Raw genomic sequence first — 25,144 nt, 5'->3', positions numbered from 1 at the left:
GAAACTCTTGTGACAGATGACGCCAGAGCTGTCGGCCGACGCATGTACACGGCCTTCAACGCACGCGACCTCACGGCTCTCGAAGAGATCCTCGCGGAGGACTTCGTGAGCCACCCGCTGGGGACGACAGGCGTCGCTGCCGTCTCCCGTGCCTGGTCCGGGCTCTTCGCGGCGTACCCCGAGGTCCGTGTCGCAGTCGAGGACATGCTCGTGGACGGCGACAAGGTCGCCGTTCGCTCGGTGATGCACGGAGTTCCGGGCGGCGGCACACCGGACACGGGCCCGACCATGATGGAGATCTTCCGCGTGGACGGCGGACGGATCACGGAGCTGTGGGGGGTCTCCGGCCTCCCCCGCCGGCGAGAGTGACGCCACTCGCCCGGCCGACCGCACGCCGGGCGCGAGCCCGGACCCGGCCGTGGAACTGGTTGCCGACGATCCGGTGGCGACCGTACGGGAGTCGAAGCAGCAGGACTGCAAGGACATCCGGCTGATCGGCGGTGCGGAGCTCTCCGGTGCGCTGCACGCCGAGACCGGCGCACTGATCGTCAAGCTGCGCCCGACGACCATCGGCACCGGGATACCGCTCTTCTCCGACGAGGCGGCGTTCGATCCGCGCGGCCGGGACCGCGCCGGGCCCGATCCGGGCGGTGACCTCGATCGCGCGTCACGCGAAGGACAGCGGTCCGCCGTCCGGGCCCGCAGCACCTGGCGGCGGTGTCAGGTTCCGCAGAGCGGCATGGTCCGTACGTAGCCGCCGAGGTTCTCGTCGTCGGTCCCCAGGAGGGCATCGGCCGAGCCGGGCAGGCACTCAACGGCTTCGATCTTGTACTGCGGGAACGTGCCGAGCACGGTCGGCTGCGCCGCGAGCGTGACCCGCACCCGGCCGGCGGCCGACACGGTCACACGGCCCGCGTCGCTGACCGCGGAGTCGAACGGGCCGTCGTCACCGGCGTCCGAGGCCGAACTCACAAGGATCCGGCCCGAGTCGGTCACCGAGATGTCGGAGATGTGCCGCGCGCCCTCGCCGGCCGGGTACGGCGCCAGGTAGGCCCGACGCGTCACTGCGGCGAACTGCGGCTGCCCCCACGGGGCGAACGACAACTGTGCCGCGTACAGCGTGGCGGGCCGGTCCGCGCCGGCTCCCCGGTCCGCCCACAGGGCGGCGAGTTTCCCGTCCCTGGCGACAAGTGCGAAGCTCTCGAAGTCGTCGCCCTCTCCGATGCCCGGCAGCGGCGAGTAGTCGACGACCGTCGCCGTGGCGCCGCCGACCTTCAGGCGGTAGACGATGCCGCGGCTGCTGAGTGCCAGATACTCCCCCGGCATCCCGGGAATGGCCTCGATGGCCTCCAGGTCGACGGGTTCCGGCCCGTCCCAGGTGACCGGGGAGACCCCGTCGGAGCCCTCCCGGTGTGGGCCCCTCGCAGCGCTCTGACCTGCGGTTTCCACCTGACCTGCACGAACGCTAAGCGCTTCGGCCCGCATCAACCCGTCCGGGCCCGATCTAAGCCGCTCCAGCACGCCATGGTTTTCCCAAGGGAAAACCATGGGAACCGCGTTGCCTAAGGGCTGTCCCGTAAATGATCTCCGGTTGGGTGTGGACGTGGTTGTTGGCCAGTCCGGCTGCTCGCCTATCCGGCGAGGTTGAGGTTGTGGAGGCGGGCGATGCCGAGCATGGCGTGGTGGACGCCGGCGCCTTTGAGGCGGCAGTCGCGGAGGATCTTCCAGGTCTTCATGCGGGCGAAGACGTGCTCGACACGGGCGCGGACCTGTTTGTGGGACGTGTTGTGGGCCTGTTTCCAGGCGGGCAGTTCTTCGCCTTTGCGGCGGCGGTGGGGCATCACGAGTCCTGTGCCCGGATAGCCGCCGTCGGCGATGGTCATGGTCTTGCCGACGGCGGCCTTCGCGCCGGACTCCTTCCATGCCTTGCAGTCGTTGCGGTTGCCTGGCAGGGGCCGGCCGACCACCACGACGAGCCGGGTGTCGGCGTCGATGACGACCTGGTGGTTGGTGGAGTATCGGTAGTTCTTGGACTGCTCGGCGATGGTGTGGTCGCGGGTGGGCACCAGGGTGCCGTCCACGATGAGCACGGTGTCCTTGGCGAACCGCTTGCGGGGCTGCAGCGCGAGAGACGGGCCGAGGTGGTCGATGATGCGGTCGGCCGCGGACTTCGAAACGCCGAAGAGCGGTGCGAGTTGGCGCATCGTCAAGTTCGTGCGCCAGTAGGCCGCCACGAGCAGCACCCGGTCCTCCAGGGAAAGAGACCACGGGCGGCCCTTGCGGACCGGATCTGCACCTCCGCGACGCAGAGCGTTCACCAGCTTGCCGAACGAACGCGGGCTCAGCCCGGTGAATGGGGCTATCCAGGACGGCTCAGACGCCGTGATCACACCAGCCACAACAAGATCATCTCACCCGCGGTCAGAGGGGGCGCCTCAGATGCGGGCGCTCAGCCGCAGGTCAAGCAGATGGCGTAGACGAGCAGAGGCGCCACGAAGGGTTCCGAGCCTCCTTACCTCATCCACCTCAAGCTCCAGCCGGTCGGCGAGAGCGAGTACGGCGGCGTAGGGCCGCTCGCCCTCATCGAGCTTCGCTGCAACGGCTTCGAGGACAGCTCGAAGAACGACAGGGTTCGCACTGGGATGGTCTGCGAGCAGGCGAAGAAGCTTGTTGTCGTTCCAGACGCTGTCGCGGGCCGCGCTCAGTTCCTGGAGGGCTTCGGGCGGCGTGTGGGGATTGGTGGCCAGGGCTTGCCAGACAAAAGGGTACGGACATTTCGCGAGACGCTGCAGGACAAAGCTGTCTCTCTCGGCACGTGCCAGTGCGAGGTAGTCGGCAGGCGTCGGCACGAGGATGGCCTCTCAAGATGGTCGAAGCCGCCATCCTGCCACTGGACCTTCGCCGCAGCCGACTCCGGGCCAGTCATGACCCACCTGCCTCGACCATCACTTACGGGACAAGTCTTAACCTGCGAGTATCCAGTCCCAGGCTCCGCCAGCCCGACCAGCCACCAAGCTGACCGAAAGCCTCGGGTACGCGCGGGAGTCTCACGCCTCTGCCCCATCAGATCGGGCGGTGCATGGCAGCGAACGTGATCGTCGCGTAGAAGAGCACGAGCACGACCCCTGCGGTGATGAGCGGTCGACGGCGTGCCGGATCGGGCCTGGCTCGCCTCACGTGACAGCGTCAGCGGCATGTGCGGCGGCCGCGGTGACGTACGCCGGTAGGGAGGCGGTCACGACGGCGGGTTGGCGGCCATCCGGCAGGCACCGTTCGCGGCGCCGCCCGGCACGCCGGCCCCGGTCAGGGCACTCACACAGCCTTGCAGGTCAGCGTGCACACCTTGGGTGCACGCCGTTCTGACGGTGTCCGAAACTTCGACGCCCGTCTGCTGGACCATGTTCGTGCAGGCCGGGATGTCCGCGTACGCGGCGGGGGCGGCGAAGGCCACGCCGCCCAGTGCGAGGGTCAGACCGGTGAGGACTCCGACTGTACGGGCTGACGTGCGCATGGGAGCCACCTGCTCTCAAGGATTGGCCGGGGACTTACGGATTCCAGGGCGCCGAGCAGCGGACGCGGCCGGTGTGCATGTGTGGTCTGGGGCCCCGCTCCCGTCGGCTCGGCAGGACCGCCCCTTCTCCTTTCGACGCTAGAACAGTCCTCCACCGTGCGCACTCCCGCCCGTGGCGGGACACTCCCTAGCCTTCTCGTGGCAGTAAGGACCCGCCCATGGCCATCGGCGTAGCCACGGGCGGGAGTCATGGGGAGAGCGCCGTCTCATTGTCGAGCTCGTCCAGGCCGGTCACCGCGTGGTGGTGGGTGAAAGGCCCACCCGCGCCTTCGGCCGCCGACTGCCTCGGGCGCGGGCGGGGGCCCGCCTGGGGCTGCTCTGCGCGAGCTACAGCCGCACGCGGGAGATCAGTAGCGACGCTCGTGCGGGTACGGCCTCGGCTGGGACCAGGTGGGCATCGAGCACAGCCGCTTGTGCACGAGGATCGTGGTGCCGGAGCCGGACGCTCCGGGGATCTCGTACCGCTCGGACTGCTCGGCCTTCATGGGCTGATGGCAGCGGTCGCACATCATCAGCGGGTCGCCTTCCATACCCGGTTCAGCCGGGCCGCGTCGGCGCAAGGAGCGCCCTGGACGCACTTGGTGCACTGGTAGGTGTGGCCCAAATACGCGCGATAGGCCTCTTCGCCCTGGGTACGGGTGGGTTTGTTCAAGGCGATGGACACGTTGGCCCCTTCTGGCAGGTACGACAGCAGCGAAGGGAAGGCGGGTGATTCGGCGGCGGTCAGCTCCTCGGCGCCCACCGGCCGCTCGCGGTAGTCACCCAGCATCAGCAGACCCCCATGAGTCACCGGGCAGGGCAGCCTGCTTCGGCACGGCGCCGAACACCGTCGACTCCTCGTACATCAGCAGCAGGATCCGGGCTATCTGTGGCAGGGCCACCAGATCCACCACGTCGCCGCGCACCGGCTGGGCCAGGGCTCTCTCAGAGAGGGCGAGCCCCCTGGCGACAGCTTCATGCGGCCGCCCGGGGGTCGCATCAGCGACGTCCTTCCCGACCGCACGGACCAGCTCCCGCACGTGGCCGGTCAGCGCGGTCCGCAGCCGGTCCACCTGCCCATCCTCCGGCTCCACCCGGTCAGTCAAGGAGGTGAACACCAGGTCGATGGCCTCGGTGCAGTCCTGCCGGATGATCGCCCTATCCACGGGCCACCACCATGCTCCGGCCCGCCATCACCATCTGAGCGACAGCGCCAGGAGAGCACAGCTCACCGGCAGACCCCATGGGCACCGACCAGTACACCCGCGCCCCCTCCTCGAAGAGCAGGCCAGGACGGGGCGCACCCAGATCCTGCCCCACGCCCCGGGCACACGGAGCCCGGTACGCCCCACCGCCGCGCCGTGCTAGCCGGGACCAGGGCGTAGTACTGGCCCGCATGCCGGTCGCAGATCACGGGGCCCATCAGGGCCTCGGCAAGGTACCGGTCCACCGCGGCCTGCTCGTCGGTGCCGGCCGCGGCCTGTCCGAGGAAGGACGGGATACGTACGGCCTCGAACAGCGCCCCGCACGGCAGCAGTGCGAGTAAGCGTTCCTCCCACTCCTCGCGCACACGGCGACGGTCCGCCACCGTCGATAGAAACCAGTGCTGAACAACGAGGAGCCGCCCGGCTCCAGTCGTCAGGCTCGTCACGGCTTTCCTTTCTTCGTGCAGGTGAGACAGGACCGGGGGAACCAGCGGACACGGTTGCCGTGCACCTCTCGCACGCGCTCCCCCAGGTCACGGAGGAACCCCGGGCGCAGGCTGGTACCGCAGAACACACAGGTCACTCCCCGTTGCTGGTATGCGCTCAGGGTGCCGACGTCGGGCAGGTCCGAAGACCCAGGCCCCTTCATACGAACGCCGAAACGGACAGACGCATCGGACCGCCCGGTCCGAACGCTGCGCCGAGGACGACCGGGTCCGTGAGGTCACCGGAGCCGTCGGGCCGCTCCATCCACCCCCGGCCATCCATACAGCGGTCGGTCGGCGGGCAGCGCAGGGCCCATCCTTCGGGCTGGACGGTGAGCCGTCCGAGGTCGGCCAGTGACACCTCGGCCCCGCGGGGGACGAGCCACCACGCCAGATCGGCCGACGGGTAGACGAGCACCGGACCCAGACGGTCCGGCCCTATGCGCTGCATCGCGTCGACAGATCGCGAGAGATCAGATTCGACCGCCAGCCAGAGCCGACCTGAAGGAAGATGAGCGAGCTGATCCTGCGCCCATACCCGGTGAATCTCCTCCGGGTCCGGGGCAGACAGAGCCAGCCACTCCGAACCCGGATTGCGTGTCCGTGGGGGCATGACCAGCACCGTAGAACCGCCGATTCCGATCCCGCGCGCCAATTGCTCCGGATTGCGCGCACGGGCCAGCGGATTGGCGCCGGTTGCCTACGTGAGGTCCAGCGAGGCCCTTGCGCGGGTGATCAACCTCCGCGCCTGCTGCCCGTAGACCGCGGCTTCGCTCAGCCAGTTCCATGCCTTCTCGTACAAGGCGATGTTCTCCTCGTCATCGAGCCACATCTCCGCGTTGATCGTCTCGACGGTGACGAGCCGCTGGTCATAGATCCAGAACCCGTGGGTCGGTGCTCGTCGTAGCTGTGCGCCGAACGGGATGACGCCGATCTCGACGGTGTCCAGGCCGATCAGCCCTGCAAGCCGTTCGAGCTGTGCGGCCATGACGTCGCGCGGGCAGGTGACTTGTGGAGGGCGCCTTCCCAGACAATGAACCGGAACAGTCGGCCTCGCTCGTACAAGGCATCCTGCCGACGGATACGGGCCCGCACCGCCTCGTCAACATCCCGAGGGGTCTGCCGGAACTCTGCGTTCGTCTGAAACACGTGCCGGGCATAGTCCGCTGTCTGGAGCAGGCCGGGGATGCGGGCAACTTCCACCCCGCGAATCATCTGAGTCACTGCGGTTTCGGCAATAGCCAGTTCCTGTCGGGCTCGATGCCCGCCAGCCAACTGTCGGCGCCACGAACGGTACTGGGTCTCCAGGCCGGCCAGACGGCCCGCCAGTTCCTTCGACATCTCGGGACGGCCGACCGCTTGTGACCACGCTGCGAGATCAGCGACCGACGGGGTCTGCTTCCCGTTCTCCAGGCGCGACACCTTCGAGCGCTGCCAGCCGAGCAGTGCGGCCACACCCTTGCCGTCATGGCCGGCCTCGGCACGCAGTTCGCGGAGCCGTGCGCCGAGGGCGGCCCTGGCAGATTGAAAGTCGGTGCTCACACGCTGGAACGTACCGCCCTGGCGAAGTCTGCGGTACGGATTGCATGATGCCAAGCGGCGTCCCGGGCCTGGCACGCTGCCGCAACCTCAGCCGGGTCCTCCGTAAGGATCACGCCGAGGGTGGTGTCGTCGTCGTCGAACACGAACCGCATCACGATGCGGGAGTCGAACAGCCAGAAATCGAAGTCCGGGAGGCCGAGCCGGTCGGCAGCCGTGCGGTAGAGGTTGCGGATGTCCTCGCCGGCCGCGACGTTCCTGGGAGCTCGTGCAAGAAGGAACTGCTGCCCCTGCGTGAGCGGGTCGTCGACCAGGCGCACCCGCTCAAACCGCGCCCCGGCCGCTGTCTTCGCTGCCACGTTCCGACGCCAGGCGTCCGGCGGGTCTTTACTGACGTCCTCACCACTCTGCCAGCGGCCCCAGTTCGGCCCGTTCCTGTCGGACGCGTACCCGCGGCGCGTCTCCAGCCGCCAAGCGGTGTGCTCGAAGTCCTGGAAGAGGTGAGAGGCTTTCTTGAACGGAATCAGGTCCGACACGTCACTCCTTGGGCGCGAAGCGGGTCAGCAGCTCCCGAGGAATCACCACGAACGTCTCCGAATCCTTCACGTCTCGGAGCTGCTCCAGGTGCTCCGGGTCGGTGAGCCTGTCGCCCTGGACCACGATGTCGCCGGTCTCCTCGACCTCGTAGAGAGTGGGGCATTCACCGTCGTCGCTGGTGGTGCCGATGAACCTGAGCGTCATATCGCCCTCCATCTGCGCTGAGTGGACGACCAGGATGCGGCGGATAGCCGACGAGCGCGTGGAGATTGCAGCAGATTGCTGATCTCAGGCCCGGTTGTCTCATTGCGCGCAATGGTTTGGGGCGCCCGCCCCCGATCTGCTGTCCACCGCTGGACTCAAGACCTCCGGACGAGGGCACATCCCGGAGACGCGCGTCACACGACGGACCCGCCAGGGGGCGACCCACGGCAAGGCTTACGATCCGCACCGTGGCAAAACCGAGCGATGAACTGATCAGACTGGCGCGCGCTACCGCAGCGGGGAAGGAGCAGGCACTCAGCGGCCCGTACCGCGCGGAGGCGTGGGCCCCGTGGCGGGAAGCTGCGCAGCGCTTCATGGACGCCGCGACGGCCGAGGCGGCCGGAGAGAACCGGTACGAGCTAGTGCCGCATCAGGCAACGTTCGCCCCTTCATGCCGCCGTGGCTAGGGTCTCTCACCGGTCAGGTGAGAGTCTCCTGCGCCCAGCGGGCAATGCCACCGAGTCTGGCTGCCGCTACGTCGATATCGCCGGTTCGGACAGGCTGCTCGACTTCGTAGTCGTAGCCTTCGAGGCCGCACTCCTCCTCAACCATCCGCCCGAGACGATACGCCTCCGCCATGATCGGCAGTGCTTCGCTTCCCGGGTAGCGGTAGGGGATCTCGATGTGGGCTGAGTCCCCGTCGTAGTCCAGCTGCAGATGGCCAGCAGGCCCGTCACGCCACAGGGTCAGGCTGTAGGGGAACTCCTCGGAGGCCACCGGACCGACCTCTCGCGATATCCGCTGCATGAGCCTGCCCCAATCGGCACGTTGCTCACCAGTCAGGTTCATAGGCTTGAGGTCGGCATCCGGGTTGTAGCCGGAGTTGATCTCCTCCAGGGTCTCGTCGAAGGTGCGGCCCGGGAGAACCCTTAGGAACAAGATGTCGTAGGTCACCGTCCGCAGCCTACGTACCCACGCTCGCTACTTTCGGGGTCGTGGCGGGGTGGGTATGCGTTCGCGAGATAGAGGACGGCAGGGCGAACGTTGCTTGATGTGGCACTAGAGATGGCCGCGAAGAGGGCCGCCTTGTAGCCAGAGACAACCCCGGGCGAAGAGTCCTAGCCCGGAGATACGAACGAGCACCCCGCCCCTGGTGCAGGCCGGGCGGGGCGCGGGCCGACAGCAGCGCGGAACGGGGTAACCCCGCCAGCGGGGATGCAGCGGGGCCGTCCGCAGTCTGGCACGCACCACGTCCGAAGAGGCGCCTCCTGCCGGGCGCGCCTATTATCGAACACGTGATCGACCTTCCACCTGATCTGGCACGTCTCCGGACACTCCGGGCCTGGCATGCAATGTGCCTGCGTGCCGTGGACGCAGCGATCGCAACGGCCGAGCAGCGGGCAGCCGAACAGCAACGCGGCGAGGAACGGCGCCCGCCCACCCCTGACTGGGTGGTCGAGCGCGGCATAGGCCAGGGCGCCCCGCCCACCGAGGTCCACGTAGGCGGCTGCCACATGGCACGGAACACCCGGCCCGTCACCAGGGAGCAGGCTCTCCAGGCCCCCGTCGATGGCGTCCGGGCCTGCATCCACTGCCGCCCAGACACCGAACTCGGAATCCTGGAGTAGCAGCGGCAAGGGTGCGGCTGGTGCGCCTTCCACTGACTTCGTTCCGTGGTGGCCCGTACGGTTCAGGTATGCCCACCCCTCCCCGGCCTGACGGCCAGGTGCCCCCTGACCTCGACGACGTCAACGCCCGGATCCGCCGCCTCATGGACCAGCCCTCCACCCCGGAGCGCACGGAGGAGTACCGGCATCTCCTCGCCGCATGGGCCAGGCTCGTACGGGGCGACGTCGATCAGACAGCAGGACGTGCAACGCCCCCGCTCAGTGTCGAGCGGGGGCGTCAGATCCAGTCGAGAGCAAGCAGCCAGCAGCCATTCGGAAAAGGACACACCCACCGTAGAGACGGGCACGGACATCGGCCCTGCCGGGTCAGCGGCCAGGATGCGCCTCGGCAAAGTGGTCCGTGATGGCGTGAAGCCGGTCTTCCTCGACCAGCTCCGCGCCCGCTCCTCGCCCTCGCAATCAGATTGGCCCCCACAGGTGCCAGGCATGTCTTTAAGGGAGACCCACGCGCGCACCTCCGCTTCGTGACCGATCTCGGACTTGCCGCACATATCGAACATGGCCAAGAATCCGACCAGTTGCCCGGCAGGGTGGCCATTCACGGTAGTGAGCTCCGGAGGCAAGCATGGCGGTCGACCCGACGAACGACGGAAGCACGGACCCCAAGGAGGGCGCCTTCGCTAATGGTGAGGTAGTGATCATCGAAGGTGAGGAGCACATCATCATCAAGGAGGACGAGGTCCTGAACCCCGACAAGTGACCCGCTCCGGAGGTGCGGTCAAGGGCTCCATGTCTGTCAGGCGCCGAAGTGGGCGTCTGCGGTGAATCGCACCCAGTGCGTGTCGCTGTAGTAGCGGCGCTCGTCGTCGCTCAGGCGCTCGACACAGAACGTGTACGCCTCGTCCAGTCGAACCAGTGCATCCGTCACGGTCGTTCCCCTGCACGAATTCTTGGTTGTCGTCCGTGACCGCCAGCATGGCAGAGCGCCCGCCCCGGAGCGGGAGGGCGGGCGCTCAGTCCCGAAGGGCAGATCACCGGAACAGTGCGATCGCCCCCGTCGCGGCGCCCACGACGCCGGCCATCGCACCGACCATGCCGAGCGGCCACCGCCGGGCCTTGAGCGCGTCGACCTCAGCCCCCAGCTCGTTCAGGGACTTCTGCGTGTCGGTGCGGAGGCGTACGAGGTCCTGCTCGTTACGCGTGGACCGCTCGACGAGGACAGCCAGGCTGCCCTTGACCTCAGCGAACCCCGTCGTGACCGTCCCGGTGCGTGATCCGCGACAGACGCCGCTGCCCGGACTTCTTGTTGTCGTGCACGACCAGGGTGTGCACCCCGGCTCCGTCCGCGGAACGGCCCTCGTACGCGAGCCCGCTGACCCCGCTGCGGGCGTCGTCACCGACCTTCTGCCATTCGCCGGCCGCACCGGCCGGGGCGCCGCCGAGCACCGTCAGCAGCGCGGCCGCCGCGGTGATCCAAGCCATGCGCTGCACCATCGGGAGTTTCACTGGGAGTCGCTCGCCTTCTCTGTCCGACAGACGCGAGGTCACGCGCCGGGCGTCACGTTATTGATCATGGAGTGCGCGGCCCAGCGGCGGTTACGCCATTCGCCGGAGCGCGAAGGCGGACTCGGCGGGCACCCGCCGTACCCGTCCCGCCGGTCCGCGCCCCTCGGCCCGGGAACGGAAACCTCGTGGCCCGCAGGCAGACGGTGCGGGTGTCGTCCACCCCTCCGACCGGCCGCATCAGCGGCCTCCGCCATGCCAGAGAGCGATTCCCCTGACCGGCCGTCGAACGACGACGACCCTGTGGCGCCCGAGTGGTCCCAAGGAGCTGGATCTGGTCCGGGAACTGAACTGGCTCGCGTGGCCGCCCCGTCTTCCCGAGCAGCCCATCTTCTACCCCGTCCTCAACAAGGACTATGCGATCAGGATCGCGAGGGACTGGAACGTGAAGCACGACGGGGCCGGGTTCGTCACGCGTTTCGAGGTCGAGGCGGATTTCCTGCGCCGCTGTCCCGTCCGGCAGGTCGGCGGGCGAACGATTCTCGAACTGTGGGTTCCCGCCGAGGAGCTCGACGATTTCAACACCCATATCGTCGGCGGGATCCAGCTGGTCCACCCATTCCGCTCCCCCTGAGCAGCGTCGGCCGGAGTGCGTAGTTCCTGCACGATTTCGGCAAGTCCGTGACAGCGCATGGGCCGTGCGAGGATCGCGGCGTGAACGACGTGAACGATCTGCGCTTCCGCCTCGCCGACGAGACCGACCTTTCCGCTCTCGTCCGCCTGCGCGACGGCGCCGCCCGCTGGATGCTCACCCAGGGCGTCACCGGCCAGTGGCAGCCCGGCGAGCTGGACGAGGACCACTTCCGCCGGATCATGGCGAGTGGCGAGGTCTGGATCGCCGAGGCCCGTGGCCGCGTGGCCGGGGCCTGGGAGCTGTGGTGGACGGACGATGACGCCTGGGGCCCGCAGCCACCGGTGGCCGGTTATGTGCACCGGCTGATGGTGGACCGCGACACCGCCCCGCCGGGGACTGGCAGGCTGCTGCTCCGGGCTGCGGAGCGCCGTGTGGCCGCGGCGGGGCGGGCGTTCGTCCGGCTGGACTGCCTGGCCGGGAACGCGCGGCTGAACGCCTACTACGTGAACGACGGCTATCGGCCCGTCGGCCGCAAGACGGGCAAGCCGCAGCCGGGCGGCATGTCCAAGTCGTTCACGCTCCTCGAGAAGACCTTGCGAGCCGGTCGCGAGATCTGAGCGACCGCGCTCTCGCGCGCCGGTCAGCGACGGAGTGCGTAGCGGGTCAGGCGGGAGCGGGCGGTCTGCCTGCTGACACCGAGCGCCTGGGCGATGGTGTCCCACTGGGGCCCGTCCACGCCGTCGACATGGCACACGGCATCCGCCGCCATGCGCTGGGTCAGGCGCTCCAGGGTCGCGGCGGCGCGGAGTGCGGCCAGTGGTTCGTCCGCGGTCAGGACGGTGAGACGTGTTTCGAGCCGGTCGAGCAGGGTGGTGAGGTCTTCGGGTACGGCAACGGCGCGGTCCTGGACATCGGCCATATGGACGTCCCAGTCGCCCTCCGGACCGCTGGTGTCGAACAGGTACGGGCGGCGCCGGTCGACGGCCTCCCAGTCCAGCGGGTACCGGGGCGTGCCGCGCCAGCCGCACGAGCACGCGCCGCGCATCTCGGTGGCGAGCGGCGCCCTGAGGGTGCCGTCGTAGATCCACCAGTCGGTGCTCCGGTGGACCGTCGGACCGCTCCCGGCGTCGAAGTACACCGGGCCGGGCTCGGTGCCGTCGGCCAGGAGGACACCGGGCCGGCCCTCGTGGTCGGCGCCGAACTCCTCGAACTCCCACATGCCGAACTCCTCCCCCACCGGGACTCCGGTGAGTCTCGACGGCCGGCCCGGACGACGCACCCGAGGCGCCGCTCCGTTCGCGGGCCCGGCCGGCCCGGCCACCACCCTGCCCGACAGCGGTGAGGCCCACCGGGCGAATACCCGAACCGGTGAATATGCCGTTCGGAATTGACGCCAGCCCACCAGGCGCGCGCGGCGTCGACCGATGGCTGGAGGCGTTCGAGGCTTTGTGCATCATGCATATAATATGTATTGTGAATATTGCATGCATCGACCACATTGCATGCTGTGTGCAAACTCGACACCTGCGTCGGGGAGAGGGCATGGATCCGACGACGACGTCCTGCCGGCCGGGGCGGAATCCGTGGACCCACGTCGTCGCAGTACTCGCCACGGTCCTCGGACTCCCGCTCACCCGGCTGTCCCGCGCTCCGCCACGGGGCAGGACGCCTGGGCGGATCCGGCACGCCCACAGAGCACACCGAACCACCAGGCACGACGAAAGGACATGACCATGGAACGCCTCAAGGACAAGGTCGCGGTCATCACCGGCGCAGGCAGCGGAATCGGAAGGTCCGCCGCCGAACTGATGAGCCGGGAAGGCGCCCGGGTCGTGGTCGCCGATTACAACACCAGCGGTGCCGAGGAGACCGCCGGGCTGATCGAGGCCGCGGGCGGCCGGGCGCTGCCGGTCACCGTGGATGTCACCGACGAGGATTCGGTCGCCGGCATGGTCGCCGCGGCCGTCGGTGAGTTCGGCGCTCTGCACGTCCTGTGCAACCACGTCGGTGGCACGAACCCGCGCAAGGACCTGGACCTGCTGCGCATGGGCATGGACGAATTCGACCGGGCCGTCGCGCTCAACATGCGCAGCACCCTCCTGGGCGCCCGGCACGCGGTGCCCCACATGATCCGCGCGGGCGGCGGCTCCATCATCAACACGGCGTCCGTGGCCGCGCTCGTCGGCGACGTCCTGCAGACCTCCTACGGCGCCGTCAAGGCCGCGGTGGTCAGTATCACCAAGTCGATCGCCGTCCAGTACGGGCCGCAGAACGTTCGCTGCAACGCCGTCGCGCCCGGTGCGGTGATGACGCCAGCCCTGGAGAACAACCTGCCCGAGGACGTCATCGAAGCACTCAAGCAGGGCAACGCCCTCCCGTACCTCGGTTCTCCCGAGGACATCGGGCACACCATGGTGTTCCTCGCCTCCGACGAGTCCCGCTACCTCACCGGCCAACTCCTGGTGGTCGACGGCGGCATGAGCATGCAGTCGTCCGCGGCCCCCGGGCGACGCGCCATGCTTCCCGGAGCAGCTCGATAGAATCGCAGCCGGTCGTCGCTGTTGTGGCCGGACGTTGTTGCCGAGGGATGCTGCCGGGGATCGGGATGGCTGTCGAGATGGACCTGCCGCTCGGCGAGAGCGCCGATGCCGGCCTCGGTGCCGATTCCGAGACCCGGGCCGCCCGGCTCGCCGCCGAGCTCACCGAACTGGGGAACGAACGCTTCCTGCGTGCGGCGCTGCCCGGCACAGCACGCTTCCACCACCGCAGCACCGACCGGCTCATCGGTTGGCCGTCGGCCTCCCGGGAGGCCGACGAGCCCGCTTCCAGCCTCCTTCTGCGCGCCATCCACCTGTGCTTCACGGCCCACTTGCCCCTGAGCCTGTCGCCCGACCTGCTCTGGTACGCCGTCGTGCACGAGACAGCCGTACACATCCGCCTCAACTCCCCCGCATACGAAGGGTTGTTCACCGAAACGCCGGGGCAGCAGCAGCTCATCTGCGTCCGCGACGACCTCGCGGCGCTGGACTGGGGCCGATCGATCCATCTCGTCCAGCAGCCGCTGCGCGCCCGGATCGGCGACGACGTGGCCGATCTGTTCCAGCCCACGTTCTCCACCACCACCACCGACGATGCCACGGCCGCGCTGGTGGCGCTGATGGACGTGGTCAGTCCGTACTACCGCTTCCAGTGGGTCTCGCTCTGCGGAATCCCCAGGATCAGGCTGGAGGGCTCGGGCCGGGACTGGCGCCTGCTGGCCGCCCGCGTACGTGAACTGGAGGGGTGGTTCGAAGGCCTGCGGCCGTGGTTCAAGTCCCTGCACCCCGTGCTGGACACGATCTGCGCGACGGCCTCGGGGTGGGGAGCGGACCCGGACTTCTGGCGTTCGCTGTACAAGTGGGAGTCGGCGTCCGGCGGCGATCGTGTCACCGGCTGGATCACCACCTTCTTCGCCCACCGGTACACCGAAGAGGGACCTGTTCCCAAGAGGTCGTTCGGTCCCGGGACCACTGTGGAGGAGGACTTCCCCTCGCATCTCTCGCGTGTCCCGTTCCGCTGGGAGACGCCGTCCGGCACTGTCCCGATGGCCTTTCTGGGGGGCGTGCTCGGCATCACCCGCGACGGTGAGTGGATCCGCCCCCGGCTCGGTCATGCCGTGGTGGAACTGGCCTCGGATCACACGGTGTGATCCGAGGTGCGGTGCGGGCCGGTCAACGGTCCTGCGAAAGCTCCAGGAGTTCGGCGAAGGTGCCCCCGGCGTGGACCAGGTCCTCGTAGCGACCCTGTTCGGTGATGCGGCCGTCCTCCATCACCACGATGTGGTCGGCGATCCTGGTGTTCTCCAGCCGGTGGGTGACGACGACCGTGATGCGGTCGCCCGCAATGGCCCTGATCCGCTCGAAGATGCCGTGCTCGCCGCGCGGATCCATCTGTGAGGTGGGCTCGTCGAGGATCAGCAGCGACGGCCGGCGGTAGAGCGCGCGGGAACAGGCGAGCCTCTGCCACTGCCCGCCGGACAGCTCCGCACCGCCGAAGATCTCGCGGGCGAGGAGGGCATCCAGGCGGTCCGGCAGTTCCTCGACCGCCTCGCGCATCCCGACCGCGTCGATCGCCTCCCAGACGGGTCCGTCGTCGACGGTGCGGGGCTGGCCGAGGGTGACGTTCTCCCGTACACGCAGCGGCCACTGAGCGAAGATCTGCGGGACCAGTCCCGTGTGCCGCCAGACGGTGGCCGGGTCGACCTCGGCGAGATCCGATCCGTTCCAGGTCACCTTGCCCTTGTCGGGCAGGTTGATGCCGGTGAGCAGTCGGGTCAGGGTCGATTTCCCGGAGCCGTTCGTTCCGACGATCGCGAGGATCTGACCGCGCCGCAGCGTCAGGGAGACGCCCGCGACGGCCGGTGACTTCTTTCCCGGGTACTGGTAGACGACTTCGTCGAGCCGGATCTCGTCGACCGGACCGGTGACTTCGCGTTTCCCGCGCTTGGGCGCCCGTTCGGCCGCGGCGTCGAGGAAAGCCTGCATGTCGCCGAGGTAGAGGCTGGTGTGGAAGACCGCGGCTCCGTTGACGACGACCTGCGACAGGGAGGCCAGCATGGTCTGTACGGCCAGGACCGCGGTCGCGGCGATCGCGAGCGCGATCCGCCCGGTCACGGCGAGCCAGGCCAGGACCGCCCAGGTGAGGACGAGGAAGGCGCCGCCGGCCAGTGAGGAGAGCAGTGCGATGCGCAGGGTGCGCGGGGCAGCGGCCAGGGTCCGCCGGTCGCACCGCTCGGACAGTGACCGGTACCAGAACAGCAGGTAGTCGGTCATTCCGTTGGCGCGGACCTCGTCACCGTACTTGGGTGTGGTGGACCACCACCGCATCATGCCCCGCACGTTGCGGTCGGAGACGTTGGCGTAGTGGATCTCGTAGTCCACGCGCGCGGTGAGGACGGCTCCGATCCCGGCGGGCAGGACAGCGAGCAACAGCAGCGGCAGCATCGCCGGGTTCAGTACCGACAGGACGCCGCCGGCGGTGATCATGCGGATCAGCGCGGACATGAGTCTCTGGGCATCGGTCACCATCACCTGGGTGCGCAGCACACCCATCTCCGCAGCCTCCTGGCGGTCCGCGAAGCCGTGTTCCGAATAGGCCGCGGCCTCGACCCGGCAGACCGCCTCGACCAGGGCGGTGTCCGTCTCGGTGGTCAGCCTCGGGGTGATCCGCCGCTCGGCGTACATGGCCGTCGCACCCGCCGCTCGTGCGAGGGCCGCCGCGACGGCCACGAGGAGGAGCGCCGGCAGGGCGTCGCGCAGCCGTTCGGCCACGGCGCCGGTTCCGAGGACGGGCTTCATCGCCCGCGCCGTCGCCGTCAGGAGGACTGCTGCGGACAGGCCCGTCAGCAGTTGGCACCCGACCAGCAGCCGCACCGCGCTGCGGTCGGTCCGCCAGGACAGCCGGGCGATCCGGTGCAGGACCTTCGGGATCTGCCCGCACATCTTCCGGAAGGAGACCTCGGCGAGCGGATTGACCGCGTACTGCCCGCTGTAGCTGAACTGCGCCGGAGGTGGTGGTGACGGTACCTCTGTGAGCTGCTGCTTCTCTGTGTCGGTCGAGGTCAACTGGGCTCCCTGGAAGGTCGTTCGGGCCTGTCGTGGAGCTCAACGACCCGGCAGCCCTTTCGAACACATGTGTTTGAGACGCGATGGAATCCGCATGGCAGAGCGAGAAACGGAGCATGCGGGATGCACCGACCGTTGCCGCGCACGGAGGCCACTCGGAGCGATCTTGGCCGAAACGCCGCCGACTCCCCACGCTTGCCTCGGGCGACCGACACGGTCAGCCGCGCCCGGTCCCGGCCGGGTGCCGTCGCAATGGCTTCGCCGCCATCGTCGAGCGGTGCGGAATCGAGTCCCGCAACGCTCGTGGTGCGGCGCTCAAGGGCGGTGCGATCGGCACAGGCCGGTTCCGAGCCCTTCACCGGGTCCTGGTTAGTCTGGGCGATTGTGAACAGACGACGGCTGAAGAAACTGTCAACGCGTCTCGTCAGGGCGGCCACATTCGGCGACCGCGCTCAGATCAACGCCCTGCTGAGAGCCGGGGCCTGCCCGGAGGCCCGCAATGCCGAAGGCACCACACCGCTGTACGCCGCATCGGTCCATGGAGCCGCCGACAACGTCCGCTGCCTACTGGCAGCCGGGGCCCTGCCCGACACCGAAAGCGGACACGGCACGGAAGGAACTCCCCTGTGCGCGGCCGCATGCTGGGGCCATACCGAAACGGTGCGCGCCCTCCTCGCCCACGGCGCCGATCCCGATCTCCGCGAAGACCACGGCACGGGTCATTCACCGCTCCAGTGGGCGATGACCGGGCCCTACCCCGAGACGATCGCCGTGCTTCTCGCTGCGGGCGCCCGCAGCGACCACAGCTGACAGACCTGGTCTCGCGCTCGGCGGTGAGGCTACTGAATCTCGATCCAGTAGCGTCGTGCGGCCCCGGACCCGGTGTCACTGATGCCTTCCAGGACGCCACCGTGACGCTCGATCGTCTTTGCCGAGGCGGTGTTGTCCTTCGCGCAGATCAGCAGTACCCGGTCCAGCCCGAGCACCCGAGCCTCGTCGAGCATGCGGCCCAGCGCCCAGGTGCCCAGTCCGCGTCGGCGCGCAGAGGGCCGGATGCCGTAGCCGATGTGGCCGGTCTCCAGCACGATGCCGGGCCCATGCCTCAGCGCGATCCCGCCGAGCACCGTGTCGTCCTCGACGATCCATCGGTACGTGCAGCTCATCCGGTGGGCCTCCAGCGGCCCCGCCGGATTCGGCTCGGCTGTCAGCCGCGCCACCCAGGCCTCGAATCCCGCCGACGAGTGGACCTCGTCGGAGGTCATCAGCCCGAACCCGTCCTCGTGGGCACCGGGCCCCCACTCCTCATGGGCCTCCAGCCAGGCGGAATGGAGGAGGGCAGTCGGCGCTATCAGTTCAGGCACACGACGACTCTACCTGTGCGGACCATCAACATCTACGTCTGGAATCGACTCCGCAGACCGCAACCACGCCGCGCGCCGACTCCCGGAGAACCAGGGTCTTCCGTATGGATCACGGGTTGGCCTGTCCGGCCGATACCGGTGCTTCCACCAGCAGTCTTCCGGAGAGCCGTCGGTATCCCAGCGATCGGTTGACCGCTGTCATGGGCAGGTTCTCCTGGTTCACGGTCGAGGTGACGGCGCGGACTCCGGGGAAGTACTCGTGGAGCCGGACGGCTTGTTCAGCCTTGATCCATCGGGCCAGTCCCTGTCGTCGATGTCCGGGGAGGACGGCGGTGTCGTGCTGGTCGGCCACGGGCCCACCGCTCGCCGGAACGGTGGCCACCGTGGCAGCGACGGCCTCGCCGGAGGCCGAGTCCACGGCAGCGCTCACCATCAGTCGCTCACCACCTGTGGTCATCGACGCCTCCCACGCGCGTACCGCAGCGGTGTCCCACGTCCGGGAGGACATCTGCAGCTCGGCGCCCGGGGCATCGAGCACATGGCCCATCACCCGCCCGAAAGAGGCGGCCAGTCGCTCGGGGGCCGGTCCGATCCAATGCGCCGGCCGGTAGGCGGAAGGCCGGCTCGCCACCAGGTCCCGGCAGCGTGCCAGCACCCGCTCCTGGTCGAGCCGCTGTTCTTGGAGTTCCAGACTCAGCACGACGCGCAGGCCCGGAACGTTACGGGTGAAGGACTCGCCGGCGGCACCGGCCAGTGCCGTGCTCTGCAACCCGTCCATCCCGGCCTTGCCGGCAGCCCGCACGGCTTCGAGGAGCAGCGCGGTGCCGATGCCGTTGCGGCGGGCCGGCGGCGCAACGAACAGGCGGAGGAAGCCAGTACCTGGCCGGTGCGGCTGCGACCGCAGCTCCGCGACCCCGCTGACCGCTTCGCCGCAATCGCCACGAGCGGCCCAGCGCATCGCCGGTGGCTCCTCGTCCAGAAGCCGCCCGGCCAGAGCGGATCGCGGCACCGAGCTGCCGGACGACTCCCGGTAGCCGTCGCTGAACACCCCACACCAGGCAGCGAGATCAGCTGCCGCCGCGTGCCGCGGCAGGAAAGGCTCCACCGTCACCGTGATCACACCAGCACTTTGCCACGGAGCGGGTCCGCTCGCTGAGGCTCCGCCGAGGTCCGTGCGCGGAGCCCGGCCGCCCCTCTTCCCCGGTCCGCCGCGGTGGACGACACTCGTCGCAAGATCACAGCACCTCTGCGACGGGGGAGATCGGGGTAGGCATATGCGGGGTCTCGTGCTGCGGCTGGCCGGTCTCAACGCCGGGGCGGAGAGCGCCATGCGGCTCATCGGCTTCTTCGACACCCTCGTCGAGCAACGGCTCGGCCTCGACGGGGTACTGGGCATGGCTGCCCGGGTCGCCGAGTGTCCGGTCGGTCTGGCGGGGGCCGGTCCCGACGGTCTCGCGGCCCGGCCGGACGGCAGTACGCGGCCGGGCGGACCTCCCCCGGGCGCGGCCGTCCGGGAGCTGCGTGGCGGGCAGCGGGCGTGGCTGGCACGAGAGGGTGCTCCTCAGCCCTTCGACCAACTGCTCCTGGAGCGGCTCGCGCTGGCCTGTGACGCCGTGCTGAGCCGTCGCGGGAGCGAGACGGTACCGCTCGACCCGGCACTGCTGGAGACATCCATCAGCTCCACCGCCCCGCTGCCCGAACGGGTGCGTGCGCTGCGGCTGCTGGGTTTCGCGCCCTCGGGCATGCTCACGCTGCTGGCCGTCGACGGCGGGCGGGGCCCGCAGGGGATGGCGCCGGTCCTGGACCGGCTCCCGCCCGCCTCGGCTGGCCGGCGCCGTACGGCGGCGCTCGGCTCCGTGCACGCGGTGGCCGTGGCGGGCCCGCTGCCGGAGCGGCTGCTCGCCCCGGCGGGTTTCCGGATCGGAGTCGGGCCCGAGGCCACCGCGACGGAGGCGCCGCGCTCATGGGAGGGCGCGTTGCGGGCACTCCGGTTCGCGGGGACCTCGCGCTCGGACGTGGGCCTGGCGCCGGTGGTTGAGGAGCCCGCGATCTACCACTCCTCGCTCGGCGCCTTCGAAGTGCTCGCGAGAGAACTGTCCGGCCCGGCCATCGCCGGCATCGGCGACCTGGACGTGCTGGACGCGCTCGCGGCGGAGCCGGGCAGCGGTACGGAGCTGCTGACCACGCTGGAGGTGCTGGTGCAGGCGGGGTCGCTGCGCGCCGCGGCGCGGGAGCTGCACCTGCACCACAACTCGGTGGCGGTGCGGGTCGCGCGGGCGGAGGCGGCACTCGGCTACGGGCTGGGCGAGACCGTGGGCCGCTTCAGGCTGGCGCTGGCCCTCGCCCTGCGCCGCCTGCGGGACAACCCGGCGTAGGACCCGCCGGCGCGGGAGGCGGTGGAGAGGCGATCGGGGAGTGACCGGCGCCCTCGGGTGGACCCGTCCCTGTCCGGGCCGTACGCCGGGCGCAAGGCGCCAAGCGGCGCGGACGGGGGCCGTTCCCGAGCCACCCGGCGCATGCCTCGCGTGCGGCCGCGGACACAGACTGACGGACGTCAGCAGCGGCGATCCCGGGCGGCCTCCGCTCCGTCCGGGGCCGCACCGTGTCGTCCACCGGAGGCCCCCGTGCCCCTTCCTCTGCCCGTCGATCCCGAACTCGCCCCGTGGCTCTCCCTGTTGCCCGCCCTCGATGTCGGCGACGCCGCCGCCGCGCGCGCCACCGTTGAGACCATGGGCGCCGCCGCACCGCCCTTCGCCGTCCCCGAGGGCGTCGAGCTGAGCGAGCACCGCGCTCCGGGGGCCGAGGGCGCCCCCGAGGTGCCGGTGGCGGTCTTCCGCCCGGCGGGGACCGGGACCACGCTGCCCGCCGTGCTGTATGTGCACGGCGGCGGGTTCGTCCTGGAGGAGGGGGACGGGGACCGGGCGCTCGCGGCGCGCTGGGCGGCCGAGCTCGGTGCCGTCGTCGTCTGTGTGCGCTACCGGCTGGCACCCGAGCACCCCTATCCGGCGGCCACCGACGACTGCTACGCGGCCCTGGAGTGGCTCGCCTCGAACGCCGACGGCCTCGGGGCGGACCCGGCGCGGATCGCCGTCGCCGGGATCAGTGCCGGGGGCGGTCTCGCCGCCGCCCTCGCCCTGCTCGCCAGGGACCGGGGCGGCCCGGCGCTGTGCTTCCAGCTGCTCGACATCCCGGAGCTGGACGACCGCCTGGAGACCCCCTCCATGCGGGAGTTCACCGACACCCCGGTGTGGAACCGCCCCAACGCCGTACACAGCTGGCGGGCCTACCTCGGGGCGGACCGCGACCCGGCCGCGCCGGTCCCCGCCTATGCCGCGCCCGCCCGCGCCGAGGACCTGTCCGGGCTGCCGCCCGCATACGTCGCCGTCAGCGACCTCGACCCGTTGCGCGACGAGGGACTGGACTACGCGCAGCGCCTCGTGCAGGCCGGCGTCCCCACGGAACTGCGCCTCTTCCCCGGCACCTTCCACGGCGCGGCGGGGTTCGTGCCCGACACGGCCGTGACCCGCCGCATGAGCGAGGGCGCGCTGGACGCGCTGCGCCGCGGCCTCGCCGTCTGAAAACCCACTCCCCCGCAAGGAGCCGCACATGACCGATCAAACAACCCCCGTACCGGCGTACGACGCGCTCGTCGTCGGCGCCGGATTCGGTGGCCTCTACGCCCTGCACCAGCTGCGCGCGCACGGATTCAGCTGCCATGCCTTCGAGACGGGCGACGACGTCGGCGGCACGTGGTATTGGAACCGGTATCCCGGAGCCCGCTGCGACGTCGAGAGCCTGGACTACTGCTACTCCTTCTCCCCCGAGCTGCACGCCGAATGGGACTGGACCGAGCGCTTCGCCACCCAGCCCGAGATCCTGCGGTACGCCAGGCATGTCGCGGACCGCTTCGACCTGCGGCCGCTGATCTCCTTCGAGACGCGGGTGGCCTCCGCCGTCTGGGAGGAGGGGAGCAGGACATGGCTGCTGACGACCGACGACGGCCGCCGCGCACGCGCGCGGTTCCTCGTCACCGCCGTGGGCTGCCTGTCCGCATCCCGCGTCCCCGACCTGCCCGGCCTCGACGCCTTCCGCGGCGAGGTGCACCACACCGGCCGCTGGCCGCACGGGGGCGTGGACCTGGCGGGCAAGCGCGTCGCCGTCATAGGCACCGGCTCCTCCGGAATCCAGGCGATTCCGGAACTCGCCGCCCACGCACGTCATCTGACGGTCTTTCAACGCACCCCCAACTACAGCCTTCCGGCCCGCAACCGGCCGCTCTCGGGTCGGGAGAGCTGGCGCGCCAGGACGGAACTGGAGGAGCTGCGCACCTATGCCCGTACCGGCTTCTCCGGCTTCTACATCGCCTCCACCGGCAGTTCGGCCCTGGACGTGGGCGAGGAGGAGCGCCGGGCCGCCTTCGAGCGCAAGTGGGCCATCGGCGGGACCGAGATCATGTCGGTCTTCACCGATGTGCTGACGGACGGGAAGGCCAATGAGCACCTCGCGGTGTTCGTCCGCGAGAAGATCCGGGAGGCCGTGGACGACCCTGCGACGGCGCGGAAGCTCGTTCCGCTGGACTACCCCATCGGCACCAAGCGCATCTGTGTCGACTCGGGCTACTTCACCACGTACAACCGGGAGAACGTCGACCTCGTCGACCTGCGGGCCGAGCCGCTCGTGGAGATCACCGAGGACGGCATCCGCACCGAAGGCGGTACGTACCCGGCCGAGGTGCTGGTGCTGGCCACCGGCTACGACGCCATGACCGGGCCGCTCACCCGGATCGACATCCGCGGGACGGACGGCCGGTCCCTGAAGGAGCAGTGGTCCTCGGGACCGCGCACGTACCTGGGCCTCGCCGTGGCCGGCTTCCCCAATCTGCTGACGGTCACCGGGCCGGGCAGCCCCTCAGTGCTGGTCAACATGGTGCGGGCGGTCGAGCAGCACGTCGACTGGATCGTGGACTGTCTGCGACGGCTCCGCGAGGACGGGGCGGACCGGATCGAGGCGAGGCCCGAGGCGCAGGACTCCTGGGTCGCCCATGTCAACGAGGTCGCCGACTCGACCCTCTACCCGCGTGCCGACTCCTGGTACGTGGGTGCCAACGTGGACGGAAAGGCGCGGGTGTTCATGCCGTACGCGGGCGGCCTCAACCACTACCGGGAGCGGTGCGAGGAGGTCGCGCGGTCGGGCTACCGGGGCTTCGCGCTGGGCCCGGAGGTGTCGGCATGACGCGGGACACCCTGAGGCTGGACGGGCGCTCCGTCGTCGTCACCGGCGCCGGCCGGGGTCTCGGCCGGGCCTATGCCCTCGACCTGGCCGGGCGCGGCGCCCGGGTCGTCGTGAACGACCTCGGGACGGCGACGGACGGCTCCGGGAGGCGGGACTCGGGCCCGGCGGCGCGGGTGGCCGAGGAGATCCGGGCGGCGGGTGGGACGGCGGTGGCCAGTACCGCGGACGCGAGCAGTCTCGGGGGGACCCGGTCCCTGATCGACCTGGCGTGTGCCGAGTTCGGTTCGGTCGACGGGGTCGTGGCGAACGCCGGGATCTACCGGCCGGGGCTGGACTTCACCGAGATCGACGAGGGCCTGCTGGAGCGGATGACGGCCATCCACGCCTTCGGCGCCTGGCGTCTGGTGCGCGCGGCCTGGCCCCGCTTCACGGAGCGCGGCCGGGGCCGGGTCGTCCTGGTCACCTCGGCGGCCGGTCTGTACGGGATGGCGGGGAACGCCGCATACTCCCTGCTCAAGGCGGGGATCGTGGGCCTGACGCGGACGCTGGCCGCCGAGGGGGCCCCGCACGGCATCCGGGTCAACGCCGTGGCTCCGGTGGCGTGGTCGCGGATGTCGGCGGCGACCGAGGGTGTGGAGCCCGAGGTGCTGGAGCGGATGCGGGAGGAGGCACCGCCCGAGGCGGTCGCGCCGGTGGTGGCCGCGCTGCTCGCCGACGACGTGCCGGTCACGGGCGAGGTGCTGAGCGCGGGGCGCGGCCGCGTGGGCCGGGTACTGACGGGTGAGACCCCGGGTATCCGCTCGGCGGACGGCGGGCCGCTGCTCGGGCAGGACCTCACCGAGCGGATCACCGAACTCCTCTCCGTGGAAGGGATGATGTACCCGGCCTCGGCGCACGAGACGCCCTGAGCGGCTCATCGGGCCGGAGCGGGCGGCGGGGGTGGCCCCCGCCGCCCCCAGAATTTTGCACTACACGCAAACTTGCATAGCATGCACTTCATGAGTGCCCCCGACCCGCCTCTCGGGCTGCGTGAACGCAAGAAGCGCGCGACGCGTGACGCCCTGGCCGACGCCGCGCTGCGCATGGCCGCGGACCGCGGTATCGAGAACGTGACCGTGGAAGCGGTCACCGACGCGGTCGGCGTATCCGTGCGCACCTTCTTCAACTACTTCCCGTGCCTTGAGGACGCGATCACCCGCCCCGCCCAGGACAACGCCGAGCGGACCCGTCGGGCGGTACTCAACGCGCCGGACGAACTCACGGCGCTCATCGCCCTGCGCGAGGCGATCGGCCAGGAGCTGGCCCACATCGAGGAGGACCACGAACGCTGGGAACTCCAGATGGCGGTGCTCAGGACGAGCCCCTCTCTGCTGTCCGGCTTCCTGGCCGCCCAGGGTGCGGACGAGCGCGCACTGATCGCTGCCGTGGCGGAGCGACTCGGCCAGGATCCCGAGTCCGATCTCTACCCGAGGCTGCTCGCGCACGTGGCGATCGCCGCCGTGCGCGCCGCCGTCGAGCTCTGGGTGGCCTCCGGCCGTACCCGTACGTTCCAGAGCATCTATCACGAGGCTTTCGCCTCGCTGGCCGCCGGTCTGAACGACTGAAGGCTGCCCCCGGGCCTCCACCGGGCTCGCACCCGATCACCGAATCATCCCGACCATCC

Annotated in this window: 32 protein-coding genes and 1 pseudogene; 15 read left to right on the top strand and 18 right to left on the bottom strand. The window is 69.9% G+C overall.

Features of this window, described 5'->3' with window-relative positions; translation table 11 throughout:
- The first annotated feature begins 9 nt into the window (after positions 1-9).
- Both ACWCPY_RS26900 and ACWCPY_RS26895 read left to right on the top strand, forming a co-directional pair.
- On the top strand, positions 10-369 hold the full coding sequence (locus tag ACWCPY_RS26900) for an ester cyclase (protein ID WP_451269095.1): 360 nt from the start codon (positions 10-12) through the stop codon (positions 367-369).
- A 49-nt stretch (positions 370-418) separates the two neighbouring features.
- Positions 419-754 carry a hypothetical protein gene (locus tag ACWCPY_RS26895; RefSeq protein WP_451269093.1) on the top strand — a complete coding sequence of 112 codons (336 nt, stop codon included), beginning with the start codon at positions 419-421 and terminating at the stop codon, positions 752-754.
- Here the strand turns inward: ACWCPY_RS26895 and ACWCPY_RS26890 are convergent.
- The 7 genes from ACWCPY_RS26890 to ACWCPY_RS26860 all read right to left on the bottom strand — a co-directional run bounded on the left by ACWCPY_RS26890 (position 721) and on the right by ACWCPY_RS26860 (position 4,716).
- Entirely contained in the window at positions 721-1,449 is a 729-nt protein-coding gene (locus tag ACWCPY_RS26890) for a hypothetical protein (protein ID WP_451269091.1), read from the bottom strand. The two genes, ACWCPY_RS26895 and ACWCPY_RS26890, sit on opposite strands and share 34 nt — an antisense overlap.
- Positions 1,450-1,631: 182 nt before the next feature.
- Complete coding sequence (locus tag ACWCPY_RS26885) at positions 1,632-2,399, bottom strand: transposase (RefSeq protein WP_451269089.1); 768 nt, start codon at positions 2,397-2,399, stop codon at positions 1,632-1,634.
- A 36-nt stretch (positions 2,400-2,435) separates the two neighbouring features.
- A complete protein-coding gene (locus ACWCPY_RS26880; protein ID WP_451269088.1) occupies positions 2,436-2,849 on the bottom strand; it encodes a hypothetical protein in 414 nt (137 codons plus the stop codon).
- Between the two features lie 386 nt (positions 2,850-3,235).
- Positions 3,236-3,511: a hypothetical protein gene (locus ACWCPY_RS26875; protein ID WP_356088104.1), complete on the bottom strand. Its 276-nt coding sequence runs from the start codon at positions 3,509-3,511 to the stop codon at positions 3,236-3,238.
- A gap of 407 nt (positions 3,512-3,918) precedes the next feature.
- Positions 3,919-4,056, bottom strand: coding sequence for a hypothetical protein (locus tag ACWCPY_RS26870; protein ID WP_358945900.1), 138 nt, complete (start codon positions 4,054-4,056; stop codon positions 3,919-3,921).
- A 26-nt stretch (positions 4,057-4,082) separates the two neighbouring features.
- Positions 4,083-4,340 carry a hypothetical protein gene (locus ACWCPY_RS26865; RefSeq protein WP_451269085.1) on the bottom strand — a complete coding sequence of 86 codons (258 nt, stop codon included), beginning with the start codon at positions 4,338-4,340 and terminating at the stop codon, positions 4,083-4,085.
- Complete coding sequence (locus ACWCPY_RS26860; RefSeq protein WP_451269084.1) at positions 4,330-4,716, bottom strand: hypothetical protein; 387 nt, start codon at positions 4,714-4,716, stop codon at positions 4,330-4,332. The genes ACWCPY_RS26865 and ACWCPY_RS26860 overlap by 11 nt, the downstream gene beginning before the upstream one ends.
- A gap of 230 nt (positions 4,717-4,946) precedes the next feature.
- Between ACWCPY_RS26860 and ACWCPY_RS26855 the strand changes: the two genes are divergently transcribed.
- On the top strand, positions 4,947-5,096 hold the full coding sequence (locus tag ACWCPY_RS26855; RefSeq protein WP_451269082.1) for a hypothetical protein: 150 nt from the start codon (positions 4,947-4,949) through the stop codon (positions 5,094-5,096).
- Positions 5,097-5,400: 304 nt separating this feature from the next.
- On the opposite strand, the gene ACWCPY_RS26850 is transcribed toward ACWCPY_RS26855, so the two are convergent.
- The 5 genes and pseudogenes from ACWCPY_RS26850 to ACWCPY_RS26830 all read right to left on the bottom strand — a co-directional run bounded on the left by ACWCPY_RS26850 (position 5,401) and on the right by ACWCPY_RS26830 (position 8,474).
- Entirely contained in the window at positions 5,401-5,691 is a 291-nt protein-coding gene (locus ACWCPY_RS26850) for a hypothetical protein (RefSeq protein WP_451269080.1), read from the bottom strand.
- Positions 5,692-5,940: 249 nt separating this feature from the next.
- Positions 5,941-6,782: pseudogene (locus tag ACWCPY_RS26845) on the bottom strand (helix-turn-helix domain-containing protein).
- Positions 6,779-7,315 (bottom strand): DUF6879 family protein, encoded by a 537-nt coding sequence (locus tag ACWCPY_RS26840; RefSeq protein ID WP_451269078.1) that lies wholly within the window; start codon positions 7,313-7,315, stop codon positions 6,779-6,781. Before ACWCPY_RS26840 ends, ACWCPY_RS26845 begins: the two are co-directional and overlap by 4 nt.
- Before the next feature lies 1 nt (position 7,316).
- Positions 7,317-7,520: a hypothetical protein gene (locus ACWCPY_RS26835; protein ID WP_451269076.1), complete on the bottom strand. Its 204-nt coding sequence runs from the start codon at positions 7,518-7,520 to the stop codon at positions 7,317-7,319.
- Between the two features lie 480 nt (positions 7,521-8,000).
- The gene (locus ACWCPY_RS26830; protein WP_451269074.1) at positions 8,001-8,474 is read right to left on the bottom strand and encodes a hypothetical protein; all 474 of its coding nucleotides are present in this window, start codon (positions 8,472-8,474) and stop codon (positions 8,001-8,003) included.
- 413 nt (positions 8,475-8,887) lie between these two features.
- On the opposite strand from ACWCPY_RS26830, the gene ACWCPY_RS26825 reads away from it, so the two are divergent.
- Together ACWCPY_RS26825 and ACWCPY_RS26820 are read left to right on the top strand one after the other, a co-directional pair.
- Positions 8,888-9,148, top strand: a complete 261-nt coding sequence (locus tag ACWCPY_RS26825; protein WP_451269072.1) for a DUF6233 domain-containing protein — start codon at positions 8,888-8,890, stop codon at positions 9,146-9,148.
- A gap of 625 nt (positions 9,149-9,773) precedes the next feature.
- Positions 9,774-9,908, top strand: coding sequence for a hypothetical protein (locus ACWCPY_RS26820; protein ID WP_451269070.1), 135 nt, complete (start codon positions 9,774-9,776; stop codon positions 9,906-9,908).
- 36 nt (positions 9,909-9,944) lie between these two features.
- On the opposite strand, the gene ACWCPY_RS26815 is transcribed toward ACWCPY_RS26820, so the two are convergent.
- Positions 9,945-10,076 carry a hypothetical protein gene (locus tag ACWCPY_RS26815; protein ID WP_451269068.1) on the bottom strand — a complete coding sequence of 44 codons (132 nt, stop codon included), beginning with the start codon at positions 10,074-10,076 and terminating at the stop codon, positions 9,945-9,947.
- Positions 10,077-10,387: 311 nt separating this feature from the next.
- Positions 10,388-10,630: a hypothetical protein gene (locus tag ACWCPY_RS26810; RefSeq protein WP_451269066.1), complete on the bottom strand. Its 243-nt coding sequence runs from the start codon at positions 10,628-10,630 to the stop codon at positions 10,388-10,390.
- 295 nt (positions 10,631-10,925) lie between these two features.
- On the opposite strand from ACWCPY_RS26810, the gene ACWCPY_RS26805 reads away from it, so the two are divergent.
- Complete coding sequence (locus ACWCPY_RS26805) at positions 10,926-11,285, top strand: hypothetical protein (RefSeq protein WP_451269187.1); 360 nt, start codon at positions 10,926-10,928, stop codon at positions 11,283-11,285.
- A gap of 89 nt (positions 11,286-11,374) precedes the next feature.
- The gene (locus ACWCPY_RS26800; RefSeq protein ID WP_451269185.1) at positions 11,375-11,902 is read left to right on the top strand and encodes a GNAT family N-acetyltransferase; all 528 of its coding nucleotides are present in this window, start codon (positions 11,375-11,377) and stop codon (positions 11,900-11,902) included.
- Between the two features lie 23 nt (positions 11,903-11,925).
- Here ACWCPY_RS26800 and ACWCPY_RS26795 read toward each other — a convergent pair whose 3' ends face one another.
- The gene (locus tag ACWCPY_RS26795; RefSeq protein WP_451269065.1) at positions 11,926-12,504 is read right to left on the bottom strand and encodes a hypothetical protein; all 579 of its coding nucleotides are present in this window, start codon (positions 12,502-12,504) and stop codon (positions 11,926-11,928) included.
- A gap of 514 nt (positions 12,505-13,018) precedes the next feature.
- Here ACWCPY_RS26795 and ACWCPY_RS26790 point away from each other — a divergent pair.
- Together ACWCPY_RS26790 and ACWCPY_RS26785 are read left to right on the top strand one after the other, a co-directional pair.
- The gene (locus ACWCPY_RS26790) at positions 13,019-13,825 is read left to right on the top strand and encodes an SDR family NAD(P)-dependent oxidoreductase (RefSeq protein WP_451269063.1); all 807 of its coding nucleotides are present in this window, start codon (positions 13,019-13,021) and stop codon (positions 13,823-13,825) included.
- A 65-nt stretch (positions 13,826-13,890) separates the two neighbouring features.
- Positions 13,891-14,973 (top strand): DUF4419 domain-containing protein, encoded by a 1,083-nt coding sequence (locus ACWCPY_RS26785; protein WP_451269061.1) that lies wholly within the window; start codon positions 13,891-13,893, stop codon positions 14,971-14,973.
- Between the two features lie 22 nt (positions 14,974-14,995).
- On the opposite strand, the gene ACWCPY_RS26780 is transcribed toward ACWCPY_RS26785, so the two are convergent.
- Positions 14,996-16,888 carry an ABC transporter ATP-binding protein gene (locus ACWCPY_RS26780; protein WP_451269059.1) on the bottom strand — a complete coding sequence of 631 codons (1,893 nt, stop codon included), beginning with the start codon at positions 16,886-16,888 and terminating at the stop codon, positions 14,996-14,998.
- 384 nt (positions 16,889-17,272) lie between these two features.
- Here ACWCPY_RS26780 and ACWCPY_RS26775 point away from each other — a divergent pair, with 384 nt between their 5' ends.
- On the top strand, positions 17,273-17,698 hold the full coding sequence (locus tag ACWCPY_RS26775) for an ankyrin repeat domain-containing protein (protein WP_451269057.1): 426 nt from the start codon (positions 17,273-17,275) through the stop codon (positions 17,696-17,698).
- 29 nt (positions 17,699-17,727) lie between these two features.
- Here ACWCPY_RS26775 and ACWCPY_RS26770 read toward each other — a convergent pair whose 3' ends face one another.
- The gene (locus ACWCPY_RS26770; protein WP_451269055.1) at positions 17,728-18,249 is read right to left on the bottom strand and encodes a GNAT family N-acetyltransferase; all 522 of its coding nucleotides are present in this window, start codon (positions 18,247-18,249) and stop codon (positions 17,728-17,730) included.
- Positions 18,250-18,358: 109 nt separating this feature from the next.
- A complete protein-coding gene (locus tag ACWCPY_RS26765) occupies positions 18,359-19,369 on the bottom strand; it encodes a GNAT family N-acetyltransferase (protein ID WP_451269053.1) in 1,011 nt (336 codons plus the stop codon).
- Positions 19,370-19,523: 154 nt separating this feature from the next.
- On the opposite strand from ACWCPY_RS26765, the gene ACWCPY_RS26760 reads away from it, so the two are divergent.
- From ACWCPY_RS26760 to ACWCPY_RS26740, 5 genes are all read left to right on the top strand, one after another.
- On the top strand, positions 19,524-20,624 hold the full coding sequence (locus ACWCPY_RS26760; RefSeq protein WP_451269051.1) for a helix-turn-helix domain-containing protein: 1,101 nt from the start codon (positions 19,524-19,526) through the stop codon (positions 20,622-20,624).
- A gap of 249 nt (positions 20,625-20,873) precedes the next feature.
- A complete protein-coding gene (locus ACWCPY_RS26755; protein ID WP_451269049.1) occupies positions 20,874-21,827 on the top strand; it encodes an alpha/beta hydrolase in 954 nt (317 codons plus the stop codon).
- A 28-nt stretch (positions 21,828-21,855) separates the two neighbouring features.
- Entirely contained in the window at positions 21,856-23,481 is a 1,626-nt protein-coding gene (locus ACWCPY_RS26750; protein ID WP_451269047.1) for a flavin-containing monooxygenase, read from the top strand.
- Positions 23,478-24,389: an SDR family NAD(P)-dependent oxidoreductase gene (locus ACWCPY_RS26745; protein WP_451269045.1), complete on the top strand. Its 912-nt coding sequence runs from the start codon at positions 23,478-23,480 to the stop codon at positions 24,387-24,389. Before ACWCPY_RS26750 ends, ACWCPY_RS26745 begins: the two co-directional genes overlap by 4 nt.
- Before the next feature lie 90 nt (positions 24,390-24,479).
- Positions 24,480-25,085: an acyl-CoA-like ligand-binding transcription factor gene (locus ACWCPY_RS26740; RefSeq protein WP_451269043.1), complete on the top strand. Its 606-nt coding sequence runs from the start codon at positions 24,480-24,482 to the stop codon at positions 25,083-25,085.
- The last annotated feature ends 59 nt before the right edge of the window (positions 25,086-25,144 follow it).

Source organism: Streptomyces sp. NPDC002403 (genome assembly GCF_053593015.1).
The sequence above is the reverse complement of the archived record's forward strand: the minus strand, read 5'-3'. Positions and strand labels throughout refer to the sequence as shown.